The sequence below is a fragment of the Microbacterium sp. NPDC078814 genome, from assembly GCF_040702645.1.
Taxonomy (GTDB): domain Bacteria; phylum Actinomycetota; class Actinomycetes; order Actinomycetales; family Microbacteriaceae; genus Microbacterium.
In genome coordinates, this window is sequence record NZ_JBFBLT010000004.1 from 259,821 (window position 1) to 279,844 (window position 20,024).

The window sequence follows — 20,024 nt, forward strand, 5'->3', positions numbered from 1 at the left end:
CCCCCTTCCAGGGGGCGGAGGCGCAATCACCCGGATGAAAGTGCGGCGGGCTACGCTGGCCGCGTGACCTCGCTCCCCACTCCTCCGCACTCCGCAGCGGACCACGCGCCCTCCCCTGCTCTGCGCACCCTGCTGATCCTGGCGGCGAGCGCGATCGTCCTCGCCGGGATCTCGCTGGCGCGCGAGGTGTTCGGCCCGCTGGCCCTCGCGATCGTCATCGTGGTGATCTGCGAACCCGTCCGTCGTCCCTTCCAGCGCCCCGGCCGGCCCGCCTGGATCGGGACGACCGCCGTGATCGTGCTCGCCTACGTGATCCTGCTGGCGATGGCGGCGCTGCTGTGGCTCGCCGGCACCCAGTTCGCCCGGCTCGTCGGCGACCTCGCATCGCAGGACGGCCTGGTGCGCGCCGCCGATCAGATCGTCGCCTGGCTGCAGTCCCTCGGGCTGGACCAGGAGGCGGCGGATGCCGCGGCCTCGATCCTCGACCCCGAGACGCTCCTCGGCCTGGCCGGGAGCCTGGGCAGCGCGGTGCTCGGGGTGGCGACAGCGCTGTTCTTCGTCTGCGCCTACATCATCTTCCTCGCCGCGGACGCCGCCCGCTATCGGACGGCTCCGGCCCTCTTCGGCGCCACGCACGGCCCCGCCCTGCAGCGCATCGCCCGGCTGCAGACGGGGGTCCGTCGCTACTACGTCGTGAACGCCGCGTTCGGCGCCGTCGTGGCCATCGTCGACGGCCTCGCCCTGTGGTGGATGGGCGTCCCCGCCCCGGTGGTCTGGGCGATCCTCGCGTTCGTGACGAACTTCATCCCGAACATCGGGTTCGTGCTGGGGCTCATCCCGCCGGCGATCCTGGCCTTCGTGGTGGGCGGCTGGCCGCTGCTGCTCGGTGTCATCGCCGTGTACTGCGTGGTCAACGTCGTGCTCCAGGTGCTCGTCCAGCCCAAGTTCGTCAGCGACGCCGTCGACCTGAGCCTGACGCTGAGCTTCTTCTCCGTCATCTTCTGGACCTTCGTGATCGGCCCGCTCGGCGCCATCCTGTCGATCCCGCTGACCCTGCTCGTGCGCGCCGTCGCGCTGGAGGGCGACCCGGGGGCGACCTGGGCGCGCTGGGTCAGCGGCGACCGCACGGCCGTCCCCGAGCCCACGCCGGAGCCGTCCGCGGCGCCGACCCGGCGCCGGTTCCGCCGACGCTGACGCTGCTCCGCCGGCACCACACCGCGAAATCACCAGGGCGAGGTTGCCCGCCGCTCTGGTCGTCGCCGTCCGACGATGCCATCGTGAAGCCGGACACCACCGGCGACGAAGGGAGAGCGCATGCCGCGTCCGCTCGCGGGCCTGACCCGACGCACCCTCGTGACCGAGCTCACCGCGGGGGTCACCCTCCTGGCGATCGCCATCCCGCTCAACATCGGCTACGCGCAGATCGCCGGGCTCCCCGCGACCGCCGGACTGTACGCGCTGATCGTCCCGACCGTCGTCTACGCGCTCGTGGTGTCGTCGCGCCAGCTGGTCGCCTCCCCCGATGCCGCCGCCGCGGCCCTCGTGGCCTCCTCCATCGGCGGTCTGGCCGTCGCCGGCAGCGCCGACTACGCCACCCTGGCCCTCGCCCAGGCGATCCTCTGCGGCGGGATGTTCGTGCTGCTCGCCGTCTTCAAGCTCGGATTCCTGGCGAACTTCCTGTCGAAGCCGATCCTCGTCGGCTTCGTCGGCGGGCTGGCCCTGGACATCATGATCAGCCAGATCGCGAAGATGCTCGGGGTGAAGATCGACTCCGGAGCCGAGTTCGTGGACAAGGTCGTCGCGTTGGTGACCGGCCTCCCCTCGCTCAACGGCTGGTCCGTGCTCCTCGCCGCCGTCTCCGTCGCCGTGCTGCTCCTCGGACAGCGCTACCTCCGTGCCGTTCCCTGGGCGCTGATCGTGCTCGTCGCCACGACCATCACGGTCGTCCTCACCGGCCTCGACGGACGGGGCGTGGATGTGCTCGGCGAGGTCCCCGCCGGCTCTCCCGCGCTCACCTGGCCGATCATCGACTGGTCGCTGTGGCTCGCTCTCGTGCCCTCCGCGATCGCCCTGACCCTCGTCACCACCGCGGAGGGCCTGCTCGTGTCGCGCTCCTACGCCGAGAAGCATCGCTACCCGTTCCACGCCAACCGCGACCTGCTCGCCTTCGGCGTCGCGAACGTCGCCGCCGGCGCGCAGGGCAGCTTCGCCGTCGGATCCTCGACGTCGCGCACCGCGGCGATGGACCAGGCCGGCTCGCGCACCCAGCTCCCGGCGCTCGTGCTCGCCGTCGGGACGCTCCTGCTGCTGCTCTTCGGCACCGCGCTGCTCGCCGACATCCCCTCCCCGGCGATCGGCGCCATCGTCGGCGTCGCGATCATCCCGCTCCTCGGCATCCGCGACTTCATCCGCCTCTGGCGCCTCGACCGGTTCGAGTTCGTCATCGGCGCGGTCTGCTTCCTCGTGACCCTTTTCGTCGGTTCGATCGCGGGAATCCTCGTGGCGTTCGTGCTCGCCCTCGTCAACCTCGCGCAACGCGCCTCCCACCCCGCCATCGACGTGCTGGAGACCTCGGGCGACCCCGGCGAGTCCCTCCTGGAGGACGCTCCTGCGGGCACGACCACGGCACCGGGGGTCATCGTCGTCCGGCTCGCGGCCCCGCTGTTCTTCGCGAACGGCGCCGTGTTCTCCGCTGCCGTCAAGGAGGCCGTCCGCGCCGCCGGCCCGTCCGCCGTCCAGCATGTCGTCATCGACATGGAGGCGGTGACGGACGTCGACGTCACGGGCGCTGAGGCCTTCCAGGCGCTGCGGGAGTGGCTCGACGCGCAGTCGATCTCCCTCGCCTTCAGCCGCGTCCGGCCGAACACGCTCCGCCGCCTCCGGTCGCTGGGGATCCTCGACCGGGAACCGGTCTACGCGACCAACCGCGCCGCCATCACCGAGCTCGCGCCGGCCGATGCCGCTTCGCCGGCTCCGAACAGGAAGGGCAGCTGAATGGGTGCCGTCATCGGGGAGATCCTCCCCCTCGCCGTGGGCGTCGCGATCAGCCCCGTGCCGATCATCGCCGCGATCCTCATGCTCCTGTCCCCGAAGGCACGGGTCACGAGCGTCGGATTCCTGCTCGGCTGGATCGCGGGCATCGTCGTGGCGGTCGGCCTCTTCACCCTGCTGTCTGCGGTGCTCCCCGAGGAGGATCCGGATGCCTCCCGCCCGATCCGCGGCGTCATCCAGCTCGTCCTCGGACTCCTGCTGCTGGTGCTGGCGGTCGGTCAGTGGCGCAAGCGCCCGAAGGCGGGGCACCCCGCGGCCCTGCCGTCGTGGATGAAGGCGATCGACACGATGTCGTTCGGCACGGCGCTCGGACTGGGGTTCCTGCTGTCGGCGGTGAATCCGAAGAACCTGCTCCTGGCCGCCGGAGCCGGCGTTGACATCGGGGGCGCGGCGCTCGACGGGGGGTCCACGATCCTCGTGATCGCCGTCTTCACCCTGATCGGGGCGTCGACCGTGCTCGTGCCCGTCGTCGGCTACCTCGTCGCCGCCGCACGGCTGCGCGCCCCGCTCGACGCCCTGCGCGGATGGCTCGCCGCCGAGAACGCGGTCATCATGGCCGTGCTGCTGCTCGTGATCGGCGTGTCCCTGATCGGCAAGGGCATCGGCAGCTTCTGAGCGCGCCGCCGCCGCGCCATGGAGATCACCCGGATGAACGCATCACGGGACCCGTGACCCCGGCCCTGACCCGGCAGTACTGTGCGGGGAAAGGCGGTTCGGCAGAGATGAAGGAGATGGACATGGCCCGTGACTTCCAGGGCAGAATCGAACTCGACGTCCGCGATTCGGAGGCCGACTGGGAGGCGTTCCTCCCGGCGAAGCCCCGCGAGGGAGCACCCAACGTGCTGGTCGTCCTCTATGACGACACCGGCATGGCGGCCTGGTCCCCGTACGGCGGACGCATCAACATGCCGACCATGGATCGCCTGGCGCAGAACGGTCTGACGTACTCGCAGTGGCACACGACGGCGCTGTGCTCCCCCACCCGCTCGACGTTCCTCACCGGACGCAACCACCACCTCAACGGCTTCGCGACGATCTCGGAGTCGTCGACCGGCTTCCCCGGCTACAACTCCCACATCCCCGACTCGAACACCACGATGGCCCACGTCCTCCGCGACGCCGGCTGGTCGACGTTCTGGGTGGGCAAGAACCACAACGTCCCGATCGACGAGTGGACGGCCGGCGCGTCCAAGAAGCACTGGCCGCTGGCGCAGGGGTACGACCGCTTCTACGGCTTCATCGGCGGCGAGACGAACAACTGGTATCCGTCCCTCGCCGAGGACAACCACTACATCGACCAGCCCTACCTCCCCGAGGACGGCTACCACCTCTCGAAGGACCTCGCCGATCGCGCGCTGTCGATGATCCGCGACGTCAAGCAGACCGAGCCGGACAAGCCCTGGTACATGTGGTTCTGCCCCGGCGCGAACCATGCCCCGCACCACGCGCCGCAGGAGTACATCGACAAGTACAAGGGCGTGTTCGACGACGGCTACGAGGCCTACCGCGAGTGGGTCCTCGCCCGGATGATCGAGAAGGGCATCGTCCCGGAAGGCACCGAGCTCACCGCGCTCAACCCGATGCCGGAGGGCACCTTCACACCTGTCGACGAGGTGCGTCCCTGGGACACCCTGAACGACGAGGAGAAGGCACTTTTCTCGCGCATGGCGGAGGTCTACGCCGGCTTCAGCGAGTACACCGACGCCCAGGTCGGCCGCATCGTGGACTACCTGGAGGAGTCCGGGCAGCTCGACAACACCCTCATCATCTACTGCGCCGACAACGGCGCGTCCGGCGAGGGCAGCCCCAACGGCTCCGTCAACGAGGGCAAGTTCTTCAACGGGGTACCTGACGACATCACGCAGAACATCACGATGAGGGATGCGCTGGGGTCCCCTGACACCTACAACCACTACCCGACCGGATGGGCCGCGGCCTTCTCCACGCCCTACAAGATGTTCAAGCGCTACACCTACCAGGGCGGCGTGTGCGATCCGCTGGTGATCCACTGGCCCGCCGGCATCAAGGCCCGCGGCGAGGTGCGTCATCAGTACCACCACTCCACCGACATCGTGCCGACGATCCTCGAAGCCTGCGGCGTCGAGTTCCCGGAGGTCTACAACGGCATCGAGCAGACGCCGCTCTCCGGCGTCTCGATGGCCTACTCGTTCGACGCCGCCCCAGACGCGCCGACAGCGAAGGAGACGCAGTACTACGAGATGCTTGGACAGCGCGGCATCTGGCACAACGGGTGGAAGGCCGTGGCCGTGCATGGCCCGATGAGCGGGGGCGGCCACTTTCTCGACGACGAGTGGGAGCTCTATCACACGGACGTCGATCGCGCCGAGGCCGTCAACCTCGCCGCCGAGCATCCCGACAAGCTGGAGGAGCTCAAGGCCCTCTGGATGGAGGAGGCGAAGGCGAACGCGGTGCTCCCACTGAACGACCTCCAGATCATCGGCAACCCCGAAGACCTGCAGACCTTCCTCAACATGGAGTTCCACCAACCCGTACCGCCGTCCGGTCGATTCGTCTACTACCCGGGCACCAGTGAGGTGCCCGAGCGATCGGCGGCGAACACCCACGGCGTCTCCTTCAAGATCGCCGCGGAGGTCGAGTTCACGCCAGACACCGAGGGCGTCATCTTCGCGCACGGCTCCCGCTTCGGCGGACACACACTCTTCGTCAAGGACGGCGAAGTGCACTACGTCTACAACTACCTCGGCATCCCTCCTGAGAATCACGTATCTGCACCGATTCCGGCACCCGGTTCCCACATCGTCGGGATCGAGTTCACGAAAACGCACACTGGAGACTCGCTGGAGGCCGTGGGCCCCCTCCGACTTCACATCAATGACGCCGTCGTAGGCGAAATGGAACTCCACACCACTCTCGGCCACTTCTCGCTCTGCGGCGAAGGCCTGACGATCGGGCGGGACAGCGCCGACCCCGTGTCGTCCCTGTACGGCTACGGGTTCGACTTCCGCGGCGGCCACATAACGCAGGTCGTTTTCGACGTCGCCGACGACGCCTACATCGACCTGGAGGCGCACCTGGCGGCAGCAATGGCCCGCGACTGACGGCCCCGCGGCCGCCCGGGCCCTCAGAGCAGTCCGAGGGCCTGGGCGGCCGCCGTCACGCCGTCCCGATCCGAGACGCCGAGCTTGCGGTAGATGTTCCGCACGTGCGTCTTCACCGTGTTCGGCGAGATGTACTCCTGCTGTGCGATCTGCCGCAGCGTCGCATTCCGGCTCAGCGCGCTCAGCACGATGCGCTCCCGCTGCGTCAGCTCCTCCTCGACGAGGACTCCGGCGGCGGACAGCCGCTCGCGCACCCGATCGGCGAAGTGCGTGCGCGCGCCCGCCGTCGCCCGTGCCGCGAGCAGCCGCGACACGATCGGGCCGGCCTCGGCGACGCGGCGCACGTGGTCCTCCGGCTCCGCGAGGGCGAGCGCGGTGGCGAGCGCGAGCTGCGCCCGGTCCGGCTCCCCGTCGTGCACGTCGAGCTCGGCCTCGACCAGCCACGCGTCGATCATCGACGCCGGGAGCAGACACGGGATGGCGCCCTCCAGCACCGGCGCCAGCGCGCCACGGGCGATGCCGTCACGGCGGTCGTGCACGGCGGCGATGGCCCGGAGCAGAAGCACGTCTCCCGTGTCCCCCAGCGCATCCTCGATGTCGGCGATGAGCCGGTCGCGGAGCGTCGGCTCCCCCAATCGGTCGAAGGCGTGCACCGCGAAGGGCCCCATCATGGCGTACCAGTGCGGCGGAAGCGGCAGATCGTCACGGGGAGTCAGGGTGTCGAGGAGCCGCACGGCCGCGTCGTGGGGATCGCCGCCCTGCTCCGCGCCGAGCAGCACGCGCATCCCCTGCAGGCCCCGCGCGATCGCGGTCTCTCCGCCCGCGGCGATCACCTGCGCCGAGGACTCCAGGGTCTCGGCCTCCTCCAGGACCTGCATGCCCTCGTAGGGGCCCCAGAAACGCCACACCCTGGTCACCTCGAAGAACGGGCTGTCCGGCTCGCCGAACTCGTGCCAGCGGCGCTCCAGGGCGGCTCCCGCCTCGATCGCGTCACGGAGCCGGCCGCGGAACAGCACGCTGGTGGCGAGGACCGCCTCGGCCTGCAGCTCCGCCGCGCGGGCACCGATCGCTCGGGCGAGGTCACCGGCACGGCGCGCTGTCGCCTCCGCCTGATCGAGTCGTCCCACATAGAGCTCCGCCGTCGCGGTCTCCAGGAGGGCATAGGTGTCGAGCTGCTCCTCTCCGCTGAGATCGCGGAGGTCGGCTCCGGCGCCGTCGAGGGTCTCGGCGATCCCGCCCCGCCGCAGCGCCGTGTGCATCTCGATCCCGCGGCGCCAGCGTCGGTCGGCGTCGGACTCCCCCGCGCCCACGGGCGGCACGATCACGGCGGCCGACGGATCTCCGCAGGACAGCTCCGCCGCGGCGACGAGCATCCGGACGGTGGGCACGGCGCGCAGGGCGGTCGGCAGCTCCGCCATCATCCGCCGCACCGTGTCCGCCCGGCCGTCCAGCACGAGCTGCATCCCGCAGCGCCGCAGGACGCCGGCCGTGCAGGCCGTCTCCCCGCCACGGACGGCGTGCTGCAGCGCGCGGAGGGGCTGCCCCTGCTGCGCGAACCAGTCGGCGGCCCGCCGGTGGAGCCGCTCCTCGCGTCCGGCACCGCCTTCCCGCAGCCGGCCGAGGAGGAACTCCCGCAGCAGCGGCGGATAGTGGTAGCGGGACGGATCCTCGGCGTCCGGGCCCACGAGCACGTTGAGGCGGAGCAGCCGGTCGATCATGGCGGTCACGGAATCGGCCCCGGAGAGCACGGCGGCGAGCTCGGGGGTGAAGCGGTCCACGACCGCGGTCGCCTCGAGGAAGGAGCGCAGTTCACCGTCGAGGTCGGCGAGCACCTCCTCGACGAAGTAGTCCGCCACCTCGGGGGCGTCCCCGCGCAGCGTGGGCCCGAGGACGGTCTGCGCCCCGGCCGCGTCGAGCATCATGAGCTGCAGCCCGGTCGCCCACCCCTCGGTTCGGGCGAGCACGGTGCTGACCTCGCCCTGAGAGAGCCGGAGACCTCGCGCGCCGAAGAAGGCGCGGATCTCGGCCGGGGTGAAGGCGAGCGCACGAGCGTCGAGTTCGAGGGCCACGCCGGCGATGCGGCGTCGTGCCAGCGGGATCGCGCGCGTCCCGCGTCCGGAGAGCACGACGTGGACCGTACCGGGAGCGCTCTGCACGAACGTCGAGATCAGTTGGGCGGTGTGCTCGTCCTCGACGCGGTGCACGTCGTCGACGATGAGGACGATCCGGTTCCTCGCCTCTCGGAGGGCCCTGGCGAACGCACGCGCCGTCGTCGCGGAGCGCACGGCGGGCACGGCCGCGAGCGCGTCCTGGAGTCCGGGATCGTCGATCCTCTCAAGGGCGGCACGCAGGAGCGGCAGGTCCGCCTCGCCGCGTTCCAGGGACACCCACACGAGGTCGATGCCGGGATCGGCACGCAGACCCTGCGCCCACTGCGACAGCAGCCTCGTCTTGCCGGATCCCGCCGGCGCGCTCACGAGCGTGAGCGTCCACGGCCCGTCCATCGCGGCCGTCAACCGCGAGAGCAGGCGCTCTCGACGGACCTCGCCCTTCACCGCCGCGGGTCCCGGGCTCTCGCTCGTTCCCGCCGTTCTTGCACTGTGCAGCACTCGAAACCCCCCGATTTCGATCTTGCTCCCCCTCGCGGGCAGTCTATTGCAAGGTGGGAGCGGTCCCGCAAGAGGGGCTCACTCGGAGACGTCCGCCCGCGACGGCCGCCGCATCGCGAGAAGCGCCGGCACGAGGGCGCCGAAGAACAGGGCGAGAGCCACACCGAGCAGCGTCTCAAGGGTCCGCTCCAGGAACCGTGACGTCGGCGATTCGTCCGACGTCGACAGCAGCAGGGAGAGCACGAGGAAGGTCGTGAAGGCCGGCGCGACGTACCACCGACTCTCCTGGACCGCGCCGAGGCCGCCCACCACGACACCGATCGCGAGCGCGACCACCACGCCGCTCGGAGAGAGCAAAGCGAAACCGGCGGCGGCCAGGGCCCCGATGAGCACCGATGCCGCCCGACCGACGCTGCGCAGAACGAGCTGCCCGCGCACCGGACGCATCACGAGCAGCACGGCGCCGGTCGCCCAGCCCACGTGCTCGACCCCGGTCGCGAAGCCGATCGCGGCGGCCGTCCCCGCGGCCGCAGCCAGCAGGACGCCGTAGACCAGCAGAGCTCGTCCCTTGGGCATGGCGGCCGGGACCCGCGCGCCCGCCCCGTGCTCCGGCCACAGCAGGGCGATGAGCCACGCGTACACCGAACCCGCGACGATCGCGCCCGCCAGGAGGATGGTCGTCGCCGAGAGAGGAAAGCTCAGACCGAGCCCGACCATGGGCAGGACCAGGGTCAGCGCGAGCGGGCCGGCACGCTCGCGGGCGGCGAGCATGCTGGCCAGCACCGCCAGCACCGCGAGGGCGGGCACGGCGAGGACCGGTGCGAGCGCGAGGGTCGCGCCGAGCAGGAGCCCCAGCGCGACCAGCGTCCCGAGCACCGGGATCGCCGACCGGGCCCGCCGCCGCGCCGGCAGTCCCATGGCGGCCGCGGGAAGGACGCCGATGCTGAGGGCCAGAGCGACGGCAGGGTCGAACGGGGCGACCGCCATCGAGGGCACGGCGTACAGGAGGCCGAGACCGAACCGCGACCACCGCCAGGTCAGTCCCCCGCGCGCCGCCATCACCGTCTCGCTCTCCGGCTCCGGCTGCGGTCGGGCATGCGCTCCCCGTTCTCGGTCGCCCCTCGGATCCTCCGTGCCGTCAGCCTAGGCAGGCGATGACCGCACGTCACCGCTCGTCGGCCACTTCACCCGGGTGAACGCCTCCGCTCCCCTCCCGATCCGCAGCGGCCCGGAGCCCGATGTCGACGGTGGGGTGCACCCGGCCGGCTTCCACCAGCCCGGAGTACCACGGCGTCCGCGCCGCGACGGCCGCCGCCGCCTCCGGCACCGCCGCGAGGTGGAGCAGCACGCCGAGTTGGGACAGCTCCCGGTCGAGCGCCTCGAGGGTGTCGAGCACGGTGATGGACATCACCACCTGCTGCGGCAGCCCGAGGACGAGCGTCCGGACCGGCTCGGCCTGAGCCGAGACGGTCTGGACGATGAGCCGCTGGTTGGCGAGCGCGTTCGCCGTGTACAGGCCCCGCTCCGGCTCCACCCCGAGGGCGCTCCCCCTCCTCCCCACCACCCGGATCCGAGGGATGTTGAGCTCCCGGAGGACGAGCACGAGGGTCACCACCACCCCGACGGCGACAGCGGGGAGGAGTCCCGCGGTGAGCCCGATCGCCGCCACGGCCGTCGCGACCCAGAAGTCGATCCGGCTGATGTGCGCCCACCGCACGAGTTCCGGGATGTTGACGAGTCCGGCCACCGCCGTGAAGACCATCGCCGCGAGCGTGGCCTCGGGCAGCAGGCTGAGCACCGGGGCGAGGAAGAGCGCGACCGCCACGGCGAGCGCGACCGTGGTCAGCGTCGCCAGCTGGGAGCGGGCTCCGGCCCCCTGGTTCACGGCGCTCTGCGAGAATCCCCCCGCCGCGGGCATGGCCGAGAAGAACGCGCCGACCGTGTTCGCCGCGCCGGTGGCGAAGAGCTCCTGGTCGCTGTCGATCTGCGGCTCCGTCGCCTGACGGAGGCTGCGCGCGACGGCGGCGGACTCGAGGAACGCCATGACGGCGATGGCGAGCGCTCCCGGCACGAGAGCCGCGGCCGCGGACAGGTCCGGGATCCCGGGAACCGGCAGACCGCCGGTCACCGGGGCGATGAGGTCGACCCCGAGATCATCGATCCCGCCGACCCCGACGAGCAGCATGCCGGCCGCGACGACGACGAGGGTGCCCGGCACCCGAGGGGCGAAGCGCTTGAGGAGCAGAAGGGTGGCGATGGAGCCGATCGAGAGGAGCAGCGTGGGGATGTTGACGCTGCCGAGCGCCTCCCCCACGGCGACCAGAGAGCGGAGGAAGCCGTGGCCGGAGAAGTCGAAGGACTCCCCCAGGAGCTTCGGGAGCTGCCCCACGGCGACCGTCGCCCCGACCCCGATCTTCAGCCCGAGAACAGTGGCCCCGCTGATGTTCTCGACGAGCGAGCCCAGGCGGCACGCCCGGGCGAGCAGCAGCACCACCCCCACCAGGAGGGTGAGCATCATGAGCGCCCCGATGGCGTCGTCCGCGCCCGCGGCGACCCCCGCCGAGACCAGCGTGGTCGCCGTGAGGGTGGCGATGGTCGACGTCGTCGAGACGCTCATCGCCCGGCTGCCGCCCAGAAGGGCGTAGACGAGCATCGGCACGATGCAGGTGTAGAGGCCGACCTGCACCGGGAGATCGGCGATCGTCGCATACGCCATGGCCTGCGGCACCACGACGGCGCCCGCGGAGAGGCCGGCGAGCACGTCGCGCACGATCCAGCGGCGCTGGTACCCGTCCAGCGTGCTCAGCAGCCAGGACGGTCTGCGCGCTGCGCTCATGGGGGCTCCTTCCGCCGTCGAGGGAAGCGTACTGCCGACGCTCCCGCCGCGGCCCGCCGGGGACACCGGACGGGCCGTGAGTCACCCGGGTGAACTCCCGACGGAAGCGGTGCGCAGCGACCTCGCCCGCCGGTATGTTCCGAGCGTGCCCCGGCCACGGCGGCACCGAGAAAGGAGCAGTCATGGGATTTTGGGCATCGTTCTGGGACATCATCTGGTGGTTCCTGTGGATCTTCGCCTTCACCGCGTACCTCTTCGCTCTGTTCGCGATCATCGGAGACCTGTTCCGCGATCACAAGCTGAGCGGCTGGTGGAAGGCCGTGTGGATCTTCTTCCTGATCTTCGTGCCGTTCCTCACCGCCCTCGTCTACCTCATCGCCCGCGGCAACGGCATGGCCGAACGCAGCAGCGCCGAGGCGCGTCGGGCGCAGGAGGCGGCGAACGCCTACATCCAGCAGGTCGCCGGCAGCAGTCCGAGCGAGGAGATCGCGAAGGCGAAGGCGCTCCTGGACGCCGGAACCATCACGCCGGACGAGTACTCCCTCATCAAGGCGAAGGCGCTGCAGTAAGGCGCAGCCCGGACCGCACCATCGCGAGGAGCCCGCGGCATGGACCTGCAGGATCTCCTGCCCACCGACATCGACTGGTGGCAGCTGCTGCTCGCCCTGCTCGTCGCCCTCGCGACCTGGATCATCTCGCGGTTCGCGCGCCGGGGCACCACCGCCCTGCTCCGGCGTGCACCCGGGATCTCCGCCGCCGTCGGGACGGCCATCGCGCAGTTCGTCGGCTACGCCATCCTCCTGCTGGGCTTCGGCATCGCGCTCGCGATGCTCGGCGCCAACGTGCAACCGCTACTCGCGATCGTCGTCATCCTCGGCGTCGTCGCGATCCTCGTCCTCCGCGGTGTCGCCGACAACTTCGCGGCCGGCGTGCTGCTGCAGGCACGGCAGACGGTCCGCATCGGAGACGAGATCGTCGTGGAGGCGCTGGACTCCGTGATTGCGGGGACGGTGACCGAGCTCAACGCCCGCGCGGTGATCCTGCACACGGTCGACGGGCGCACCCTGCACATCCCCAACGCGCGGCTGCTCTCCGACCCCGTGGTCAACGACTCCACCCGCGGAGCCCGGCGCAGCGAGGTGGAGGTCAGGGTGCGACGGGACGGGACGACCGGGATCGACGGCGTGCTCGCACCGCTCGTCGACGCCGCGCGGACGGCGGAGGGCGTGCACCGGCACGAGGGCGTGCGGGCGCTCGTGGTCGGCGTGAGCGGAGACCGGCTGATCGCCCGCCTGCAGTTCTGGCACCACCCGCTGCACGGCGCCCTCGTCAGCGCCGCGGTCGTGGTCGCCGTCTTCGACGCCCTCGGCGCTCTCGGCACGACCGGCACGGTCACCAGCGTCCCGGCCCCGCCACCCCTCGTGCCGTCCGACGCCGTGTGAGAACGGGGTGCGCGATGTCGGTGCCCTCGGGCATGATCTGCGCATGGACATCACCTTCCTGCAGCCGGACGGCCTCGTCCGCAGCCCCGCCTTCAGCCATGCCGCCGTCATCCCTCCTGGCGCGACCACCGTCTACATCGGAGGGCAGAACGGCGTCGACGCCTCCGGCGCCGTCGTCTCCCCGGACGTGGGGGCGCAGGCGCTTCGCGCTCTCGACAACGCCCGGGTCGCGCTGGAGTCGGCGGGGGCGACGCTCGACGACGTCGTGAGCTGGACCATCCTCATCGATCAGGATGCCGATCTGCGCGCGGCGTACGGCGCCGTGGCCGCCACCCTCGCCAGGGACGGCGCCCCGCCACTGGTCACCGCCGCCCGGGTGGCGGGCCTGGGCGTGCCCGGAGCCCTCATCGAGGTGAGCGCGATCGCCGCGACCATCCGCGACTGAGTCAGATGCGACCGCGCACGGGGGTGCGTTCGACGCCGTCCGACTCGTCGGGCATGGTCATCTCGGCACGGACGCCGAGCAGGCGCACTTCCCGGGCGGGGTCGAGGGTCTCACCGAGCGCGAGCGCCATCGCGACCACGTCCTCTCGATCCGCCGTGGGAGCCGGGAGCTTCCGGCCGAAGGTCCTCGTCTCGAACGGGGCGTACCGCACCTTGAGATGCACCCGCATGACCGGGCGCCCCTCGGCGGCGCAGTCGTCGAACGCGTGTCCCGCGAGCTCCCGCAGCGCGTCCTGCACCGCCTCAGGTGTCGTGAGGTTCTGCTGATACGTGGTCTCCCGGCTGTGGCTCCGAGCCACCCACGGAGTGTCGTCGACGATCCGCGGCCCCAGCCCGGAGCCCAGGCCGAGATACCACCGCCCCATCTTGGGGCCGAACTCCGCGACGAGGGTCTCCTCGTCCGCCGCCGCGAGTTCGCGCACCGTGGCGATGCCGTGTGCCGCGAGCCGCTTCTGCACCTTCGGCCCCACGCCCCAGAGATCGCGGGTGGGCCGGTCGCCCATCACGGCGAACCAGTTGTCGGCGGTCAGCCGGAAGACGCCGTGCGGCTTGCCGAACTCCGTCGCGATCTTCGCGCGCACCTTGTTGTCGCCCACGCCGACCGAGCAGTGCAGGCCCGAGGCCTCCTCCACCGCCCGCTGCGCGGCCCGCGCGACGCCCTCCGGATCGTCGGTCGCGACGCCGAGGAAGCACTCGTCCCATCCGAGCACCTCCAGCACCACGTCCGGCAGGGTCCGCAACGCCGTCATCACCTCCTCGGAAGCCCGCTCGTACTCCGCGTGATCCACCGGCAGGAAAACCGCGTCCTCCGGTGCCTTGCGCGCCGCGATCTTCAGTGGCATCCCCGACCCGATGCCGAACGCACGCGCCTCGTACGACGCCGTCGAGACGACTGCCCGCTCGGTCGGATCACCGCGGCCCCCGACGATGATCGGCCGCCCGGCCAGCTCCGGCCGACGCCGCACCTCGACCGCGGCGATGAACTGATCCATGTCGACGTGCAGCACCCACTCGGCCATGCATCGAGTGTGGCCGCTGACGCCCGGGAAGTCACCCCGTCACACGAGGAAGATCGGCAGGAGCCCGGGGTTGTGGGCGTGGACGAGGACGGCGAAGACGACCGCGTCGAAGAGGAGGTGCACCGTGACGACGTAGGCCAGCGAGTGCGTCCGGAGGAAGATGAATCCCTGCAGGAGCGCGAACGGGATGGTCAGCAGCGGGCCCCATTCGCGGTACCCGAGCTCCCAGAGGAAGGAGACGAACACGACGGCCTGCAGCACGTTCGCGAGCGCATCGGGGAGATGGCGCCGCAGCAGCCCGAAGACGGTGCAGATGAAGAACAGCTCATCCCAGATGCCGACGGCGCCGACGCCGACGAACAGCCGCGCGATGAGATCGGGCGTGTCCACCACGGGCCAGTTCTGATAGACGCCGCTGGTGATGAAGTAGAAGGGCAGGATCAGCCAGCCGAGCACCAGCACCGCGACGAGCCAGCCCCAGTGGAGCACTCCCCAGCGCTGCCCGGTGCGCCAGGGGAACCGGATCGCCCGGTCGCGATAGACGAACCGCGAGACCAGATACGGCACCAGCACCGCGCCGCCGAGCGCGAGCGTGAAGCGCAGCATGGCCAGGTTGTCCAGCTCCGCCGCGAGCGGGATGACACTCACGATGAGCATGCCGAGCGCGATCAGCGAGAGGTCTCGCGTGAGCGATGGCTGCCGGGACCCGTCGGCCCCGGTGAGCGGCTCGCCGCGGCGCTCCACGAACAGAGCGGCACCGACGCCCAGCGCCAGCAGCAGCCAACCGAGCCAGGGCAACGCCACGACGAAGAAGGCCGGGGCGGCCGCACACACCAGCGCCGCCGGGACGAGGCGCACCCCCACGGGCGCGCTCGGAGGGGCCTGCGTCATGCACGATCCCGTCGGCGGTACACGAGGTCGCGGATATCGCGCCCCTTCGCGAGACCCTTCCGCTCGAACGCGGTCATGACCCGACCGTCGAACCGCTCGGCCCAGTCGCCCTCGAAGGCCCGCTCGAACAGGGGCTCGGCGTCGAGCACCTCCCGCATCTGGAGCGCATAGTCCTCCCAGTCGGTCGCGAGCCGCAGGAGGCCGCCGTCGCGCAGCGCCCTGGCCGCCGTGTCACCGAATCCGGGCCGCACCAGACGACGTTTCGTGTGGCGCTTCTTGTGCCACGGATCGGGGAAGAAGATCCACACCTCGGCCGCCGCGGCCTCCGGCAGGTACGAGGAGAGCACCTCCGGCGCGTTGGCCTCCACGACGCGGAGGTTCTGTGCACCCGCACGGTCGGCGTCGAGCATGGTCCGGGCGAGGCCCGCGCGGAAGACCTCGACGGCGAGGAAGTCGTCGTGCGGCCGGCTCGATGCGGCGGCGACGATTGCATGCCCCTGGCCGGAGCCGATCTCGACGAAGAGGTCCGCCTCCCTGCCGTACTCGGCGGCGACGTCGAACCGCGCCTCGGGGTGCACGGAGGTCCATGCCACGGCGCGCGGGACATCCAGCAGATAGCGCGGGGCGAGGTCGCTGAAGGCGCGCTCCTGCGCCTCGGACATCCGGCCGCTCCGACGCACGAAGGACACCGGCTCGTCGCGGAAGGTACGCGGTTCGGGCATGGATCCAGGGTAGCCGCCGGGGCCGCCGCCGCCGGACGCGGTCAGCCCGCGGGCTCGGTGACGAAGTCGATCAGCTCTTCCACCCGGCCGAGGAGCGCGGGCTCGAGGTCGCGGTAGGTCGTCACCTTCGACAGGATGTGCTGCCAGGCCCTGGCCGTGTCGGCCTGCGTCTCGTGCGGCCAGCCGAAGGCACGGCAGATGCCCGTCTTCCAGTCGACGCCGCGCGGGATCTCGGGCCACGCCGCGATCCCGAGGGCTCGAGGGGTCACGCACTGCCAGACGTCGACGAACGGGTGGCCGACGATGCGGACGTGCCGGCCGTGCGGTCCGCGGGCCACCGCCTCGGCGATGCGGGACTCCTTCGACCCGGGGACGAGGTGGTCGACGAGGACGCCGTACCGCCGGCGTGCGCTCGGCGGCTCCGCCGCGAGGAGGTCGTCGAGCAGGTCCACGCCCTGCAGGTACTCGACGACGACGCCCTCGACGCGCAGGTCGGCACCCCACACCTTCTCGACGAGCTCGGCGTCGTGCCGTCCTTCGACGAGGATCCGGCTGGGCAGCGCCGTCCGCGCCCGCTGATCCGCCACGGCGAAGGATCCGGAGGCGGTGCGGCGGGGTCCCTGCGCGGATGCCGCCGGCACCGTGAGGCGCACCGGTGCCCCGTCGATGAGGAAGCCGCCGCCGAGGGGGAACAGCCGCCGTCGCCCGACGCGGTCCTCGAGCTCCACGGCACCGCCCTGCACCTTCGTCACGGCGCCGCAGAATCCGTCCGCCGCGACCTCGACCACGAGGTCGACCTCGGCGGGCACCTGCGGCACCGGCTTCACGCCGCGCTCGCGCCAGCCTGCTGCCAGCACGTCGGATCCGTACCTGTCGTCCATGCCTTCCAGCGTATGTGTCTCCGCTGAGGGCGAACGCCGAGACGCGCGCGAGTGCTGTCGCGTGTCGGACCCAGTGCATAGACTCGACACATGGGGCTCGGCTGCCGGTCGGAGGGAACACGATGACGAAACGGTGGCTGACGCTGGGTGCTCTGGCCCTTGCGGTCGCGACGGGTGCGCTGTCCGCCTCGGCGGCGTCCGCGACCGATCCGCTCACGCTCGACTCCGGGTACGTCACCGACCAGGCTGATGTCCTCTCCCCCGCCGAGGAAGAACAGGTCGAGTCCCGCCTGCAGGAGCTCACCGACAACTCCTCCGCCGATCTCTTCGTCGTCCTCGTCGACGACTTCACCGACCCGAACGACAGCGTCGAATGGGCCGATCAGGTCGCGAACGACAACCGGCTCGGCCCCGATCAGTACCTGCTCGCGATCGCCGTGGACGGCCGCAGCCTCTACATCTCCGCGGACTCCTCCGGGCCGTTGAGCGACGGGCAGCTCGCCGCCATCGAAGACGCGATCGCCCCGCTCGCCGGCGACGGCGACTGGGTCGGCGCGATCACGTTGGCTGCCGACGAGATCCAGGGGGACGGGGGCGCCGGGGCGCTCCGCGTCACGCTGATCGTCGTCGGGGTGGTCGCGGCCGCCCTGCTCATCTGGCTCGTCGTCGCTCTGGTCCGACGCGCACGCCGCACCGCAGCCATCCGCGAGCGAGGCGCCATGCCGGAGACCCCGGATCCCGCCGATCCGTTCTCCACGCTCACCGATGCCCAGGTCGAGCAGCAGGCCGGCGTCGCGCTCGTGCGCGCGGACGACGCCATCACCTCCAGCCGGGAGGAGCTGGGATTCGCCGTGGCGCAGTACGGCGAGGGCGCGACCGCGGAGTTCTCCCGCGCCGTCGACGAGGCGAAGGCGAAGATCGCCGAGGCGTTCGATCTGCGGCAGAAGCTCGATGACGAGATCGAGGATTCCGTCCACGACCGCCGTGCGTGGCACATCCGCATCATCCGGCTGGCCGACGAGATCGACGAGATCCTCGACGACAACACCGAGGCCTTCGACGAGCTGCGCCGGCTCGAGCAGAACGCACCGCAGGAGCTGGAGCGAGTACGACGAGAGCGCGCGGATCTGACGCCGCTCCTCGCCTCGGCCGCCCCCTCCCTCGCCGCTCTCGTCGCGACCTACGACCAGGCCGCCCTGAGCACCGTGACGGACAACCCGGCGCAGGCCCAGGAGCGCGCGGCGTTGGCCGATCGGGCGATCGATGCCGCGGCCCAGGCCCTCGCGAACGGGCGCACCGGTGAAGCGGCGTTCGCGATCCGCACGGCCGAGCAGGCGGTGGCGCAGGCGGCGCAGCTGGTCCAGGCGATCACCGCGCTCGGCACCGAGCTGACCGGGATCGAGGCGCAGGCGCAGGCGCTCGTCACCGAGCTCCAGGGCGATGTGGTTGCGGCGGCACAACTGCCCGACCCGACCGGCGCCCTGGCGGGTGCGTCCCACGCGGTGACCGCACAGCTGCAGACGGCGCAGGCCGACCTCGTCGCCACGCCGCGCAACCCACAGCGGGCCCTCGACGCCCTCACGGCGGCGAACGCCCAGATCGACGGCGCGATCGCGCAGGGACACGAAGCCGTGGAGCGCGCCCGACGGGCCCAGCAGCTCCTGGAGCAGACCCTCGCCCAGGCGGCCTCCGAGATCCGCGCCGCCCGGGAGTTCATCGAGACGCGCCGCGGCACCGTGGGCTCCACCGCCCGCACGCGCCTGGCGACCGCCGACGCCGCGTTGACCCAGGCCCTCACCCTGCGCACGTCGGATGTCGAGAACGCCCTGGCCGAGGCCCAGCGCGCCCTCGACCTCGCGCGCCAGGCCACGTCCGCCGCGGAGGCCGATCTCCGCGCATACACCCCCGGCGGCTATCCGGACGACGGCTGGGGCGGAGTGTTCGGCGGCTCCGGCTCCCGTTCCGGCGGCTCCGGCATCGGCGGGGACATCCTCGGCGGGATCATCGGCGGACTCCTCGCCGGCGGCGGGGGCGGCGGCTCGTCCCGGCGCAGCAGCGGCTGGCGCTCCTCGGGCGGCTTTCGCAGCTCCGGCTTCGGCGGAGGCGGATCCCGCGGCGGCGGACGCGGACGCTCCGGAGGTCGACGCTTCTGATCCCCCGCACAGACACATACGCCAAGCTCTCGAAGACGCCCCTCTGAAAGGAACCACGCATGACCAAGCAGTCCATCTTCGGACGGATCTCCACCCTCGTCCGCGCGAACATCAACGCCCTCCTGGACTCTGCGGAGGACCCGCAGAAGATGCTCGACCAGCTCGTCCGCGACTACACCAACAGCATCGCCGACGCCGAGTCCGCCATCGCGGAGACCATCGGCAACCTGCGGCTGCTGGAGCGCGACCACGAGGAAGACGTGCAGGCGGCCAACGAGTGGGGCAACAAGGCCCTCGCTGCCAGCCGCAAGGCCGACGAGATGCGCGGCGCGGGCAACACCGCCGACGCCGACAAGTTCGACAACCTCGCGAAGATCGCCCTGCAGCGCCAGATCAGCGCCGAGCGGGAGGCGACGAGCGCCGAACCGCAGATCGCGGCCCAGACCGAGATCGTCGACAAGCTCAAGAGCGGCCTGAACGGCATGAAGGACAAGCTCAACGAGCTCAAGAACAAGCGCAGCGAGCTGCTCGCCCGCGCCAAGGTCGCCGAGGCGCAGACCAAGGTGCAGGACGCGGTCAGCTCCATCAACGTGCTCGACCCCACCAGCGAGCTCGGCCGGTTCGAGGACAAGGTCCGCCGCCAGGAGGCTCTCGCCCAGGGCAAGGCGGAGCTGGCCGCGTCGAGCCTCGACGCCCAGTTCGAGAGCCTCGAGGATCTCGGCGAGCTGACCGAGGTCGAGGCGCGCCTCGCCGAGCTGAAGGCCGGCGGCACCGCGCCGCGCCAGGCGCTCGAAGGCAACTGACACCGACGCGGATGCCCGGGCGCACGCCCGGGC

The 20,024-nt window shown here is 71.4% G+C and carries 16 protein-coding genes; 9 read left to right on the forward strand and 7 right to left on the reverse strand.

What is annotated here, in order from left to right:
• Positions 1-63: 63 nt before the first annotated feature.
• The 4 genes from AB0300_RS10070 (at position 64) to AB0300_RS10085 (ending at position 6,131) form a co-directional block, all read left to right on the forward strand.
• Positions 64-1,194, forward strand: a complete 1,131-nt coding sequence (locus tag AB0300_RS10070; RefSeq protein WP_366215939.1) for an AI-2E family transporter — start codon at positions 64-66, stop codon at positions 1,192-1,194.
• Positions 1,195-1,314: 120 nt separating this feature from the next.
• Complete coding sequence (locus tag AB0300_RS10075) at positions 1,315-2,994, forward strand: SulP family inorganic anion transporter (RefSeq protein WP_366215940.1); 1,680 nt, start codon at positions 1,315-1,317, stop codon at positions 2,992-2,994.
• Positions 2,995-3,666, forward strand: a complete 672-nt coding sequence (locus AB0300_RS10080) for a GAP family protein (RefSeq protein ID WP_315104613.1) — start codon at positions 2,995-2,997, stop codon at positions 3,664-3,666.
• Positions 3,667-3,788: 122 nt separating this feature from the next.
• Positions 3,789-6,131, forward strand: coding sequence for an arylsulfatase (locus AB0300_RS10085; RefSeq protein WP_085607231.1), 2,343 nt, complete (start codon positions 3,789-3,791; stop codon positions 6,129-6,131).
• Positions 6,132-6,154: 23 nt separating this feature from the next.
• Here the strand turns inward: AB0300_RS10085 and AB0300_RS10090 are convergent, their stop codons facing one another.
• The 3 genes from AB0300_RS10090 to AB0300_RS10100 form a co-directional block, all read right to left on the reverse strand.
• The gene (locus AB0300_RS10090) at positions 6,155-8,740 is read right to left on the reverse strand and encodes a LuxR C-terminal-related transcriptional regulator (RefSeq protein ID WP_366215941.1); all 2,586 of its coding nucleotides are present in this window, start codon (positions 8,738-8,740) and stop codon (positions 6,155-6,157) included.
• A gap of 78 nt (positions 8,741-8,818) precedes the next feature.
• Complete coding sequence (locus tag AB0300_RS10095; RefSeq protein WP_315104620.1) at positions 8,819-9,799, reverse strand: FUSC family protein; 981 nt, start codon at positions 9,797-9,799, stop codon at positions 8,819-8,821.
• A 106-nt stretch (positions 9,800-9,905) separates the two neighbouring features.
• Complete coding sequence (locus AB0300_RS10100) at positions 9,906-11,576, reverse strand: SulP family inorganic anion transporter (protein WP_366215942.1); 1,671 nt, start codon at positions 11,574-11,576, stop codon at positions 9,906-9,908.
• A 182-nt stretch (positions 11,577-11,758) separates the two neighbouring features.
• Between AB0300_RS10100 and AB0300_RS10105 the strand changes: the two genes are divergently transcribed.
• Genes AB0300_RS10105 through AB0300_RS10115 form a run of 3 tightly spaced genes read left to right on the forward strand, consistent with a single transcriptional unit; the run spans position 11,759 to position 13,463 of the window.
• A complete protein-coding gene (locus AB0300_RS10105; protein ID WP_025103101.1) occupies positions 11,759-12,145 on the forward strand; it encodes an SHOCT domain-containing protein in 387 nt (128 codons plus the stop codon).
• 39 nt (positions 12,146-12,184) lie between these two features.
• On the forward strand, positions 12,185-13,018 hold the full coding sequence (locus AB0300_RS10110) for a mechanosensitive ion channel domain-containing protein (protein ID WP_085607225.1): 834 nt from the start codon (positions 12,185-12,187) through the stop codon (positions 13,016-13,018).
• 43 nt (positions 13,019-13,061) lie between these two features.
• The gene (locus AB0300_RS10115; protein WP_062635254.1) at positions 13,062-13,463 is read left to right on the forward strand and encodes a RidA family protein; all 402 of its coding nucleotides are present in this window, start codon (positions 13,062-13,064) and stop codon (positions 13,461-13,463) included.
• Position 13,464: 1 nt separating this feature from the next.
• On the opposite strand, the gene AB0300_RS10120 is transcribed toward AB0300_RS10115, so the two are convergent.
• Genes AB0300_RS10120 through AB0300_RS10135 form a run of 4 tightly spaced genes read right to left on the reverse strand, consistent with a single transcriptional unit; the run spans position 13,465 to position 17,035 of the window.
• Complete coding sequence (locus AB0300_RS10120; protein WP_315104632.1) at positions 13,465-14,541, reverse strand: DNA polymerase IV; 1,077 nt, start codon at positions 14,539-14,541, stop codon at positions 13,465-13,467.
• A 39-nt stretch (positions 14,542-14,580) separates the two neighbouring features.
• Complete coding sequence (locus tag AB0300_RS10125; protein WP_366215943.1) at positions 14,581-15,432, reverse strand: CPBP family intramembrane glutamic endopeptidase; 852 nt, start codon at positions 15,430-15,432, stop codon at positions 14,581-14,583.
• The gene (gene trmB / locus AB0300_RS10130; protein WP_025103096.1) at positions 15,429-16,154 is read right to left on the reverse strand and encodes a tRNA (guanosine(46)-N7)-methyltransferase TrmB; all 726 of its coding nucleotides are present in this window, start codon (positions 16,152-16,154) and stop codon (positions 15,429-15,431) included. The genes AB0300_RS10125 and trmB overlap by 4 nt, the downstream gene beginning before the upstream one ends.
• A 41-nt stretch (positions 16,155-16,195) precedes the next feature.
• Positions 16,196-17,035, reverse strand: a complete 840-nt coding sequence (locus AB0300_RS10135; RefSeq protein WP_126893903.1) for a DUF3097 domain-containing protein — start codon at positions 17,033-17,035, stop codon at positions 16,196-16,198.
• Positions 17,036-17,157: 122 nt separating this feature from the next.
• Between AB0300_RS10135 and AB0300_RS10140 the strand changes: the two genes are divergently transcribed.
• Both AB0300_RS10140 and AB0300_RS10145 read left to right on the forward strand, forming a co-directional pair.
• Entirely contained in the window at positions 17,158-19,188 is a 2,031-nt protein-coding gene (locus AB0300_RS10140) for a TPM domain-containing protein (protein WP_366215944.1), read from the forward strand.
• A gap of 59 nt (positions 19,189-19,247) precedes the next feature.
• The gene (locus AB0300_RS10145; protein WP_025103092.1) at positions 19,248-19,991 is read left to right on the forward strand and encodes a PspA/IM30 family protein; all 744 of its coding nucleotides are present in this window, start codon (positions 19,248-19,250) and stop codon (positions 19,989-19,991) included.
• Positions 19,992-20,024: the final 33 nt, after the last annotated feature.

Excerpts from the sequence above, each read along its gene's own strand:
- AB0300_RS10110 (WP_085607225.1), top strand. The coding sequence starts at position 12,185 with ATGGACCTGCAGGATCTCCTGCCCACCGACATCGACTGGTGGCAGCTG.
- AB0300_RS10140 (WP_366215944.1), top strand. The coding sequence starts at position 17,158 with ATGACGAAACGGTGGCTGACGCTGGGTGCTCTGGCCCTTGCGGTCGCG.
- AB0300_RS10135 (WP_126893903.1), bottom strand. The coding sequence starts at position 17,035 with ATGGACGACAGGTACGGATCCGACGTGCTGGCAGCAGGCTGGCGCGAG.
- AB0300_RS10080 (WP_315104613.1), top strand. The coding sequence starts at position 2,995 with ATGGGTGCCGTCATCGGGGAGATCCTCCCCCTCGCCGTGGGCGTCGCG.
- trmB (WP_025103096.1), bottom strand. The coding sequence starts at position 16,154 with ATGCCCGAACCGCGTACCTTCCGCGACGAGCCGGTGTCCTTCGTGCGT.
- AB0300_RS10125 (WP_366215943.1), bottom strand. The coding sequence starts at position 15,432 with ATGACGCAGGCCCCTCCGAGCGCGCCCGTGGGGGTGCGCCTCGTCCCG.
- AB0300_RS10100 (WP_366215942.1), bottom strand. The coding sequence starts at position 11,576 with ATGAGCGCAGCGCGCAGACCGTCCTGGCTGCTGAGCACGCTGGACGGG.
- AB0300_RS10085 (WP_085607231.1), top strand. The coding sequence starts at position 3,789 with ATGGCCCGTGACTTCCAGGGCAGAATCGAACTCGACGTCCGCGATTCG.
- AB0300_RS10105 (WP_025103101.1), top strand. The coding sequence starts at position 11,759 with ATGGGATTTTGGGCATCGTTCTGGGACATCATCTGGTGGTTCCTGTGG.
- AB0300_RS10075 (WP_366215940.1), top strand. The coding sequence starts at position 1,315 with ATGCCGCGTCCGCTCGCGGGCCTGACCCGACGCACCCTCGTGACCGAG.
- AB0300_RS10095 (WP_315104620.1), bottom strand. The coding sequence starts at position 9,799 with ATGGCGGCGCGCGGGGGACTGACCTGGCGGTGGTCGCGGTTCGGTCTC.
- AB0300_RS10115 (WP_062635254.1), top strand. The coding sequence starts at position 13,062 with ATGGACATCACCTTCCTGCAGCCGGACGGCCTCGTCCGCAGCCCCGCC.
- AB0300_RS10145 (WP_025103092.1), top strand. The coding sequence starts at position 19,248 with ATGACCAAGCAGTCCATCTTCGGACGGATCTCCACCCTCGTCCGCGCG.
- AB0300_RS10120 (WP_315104632.1), bottom strand. The coding sequence starts at position 14,541 with ATGGCCGAGTGGGTGCTGCACGTCGACATGGATCAGTTCATCGCCGCG.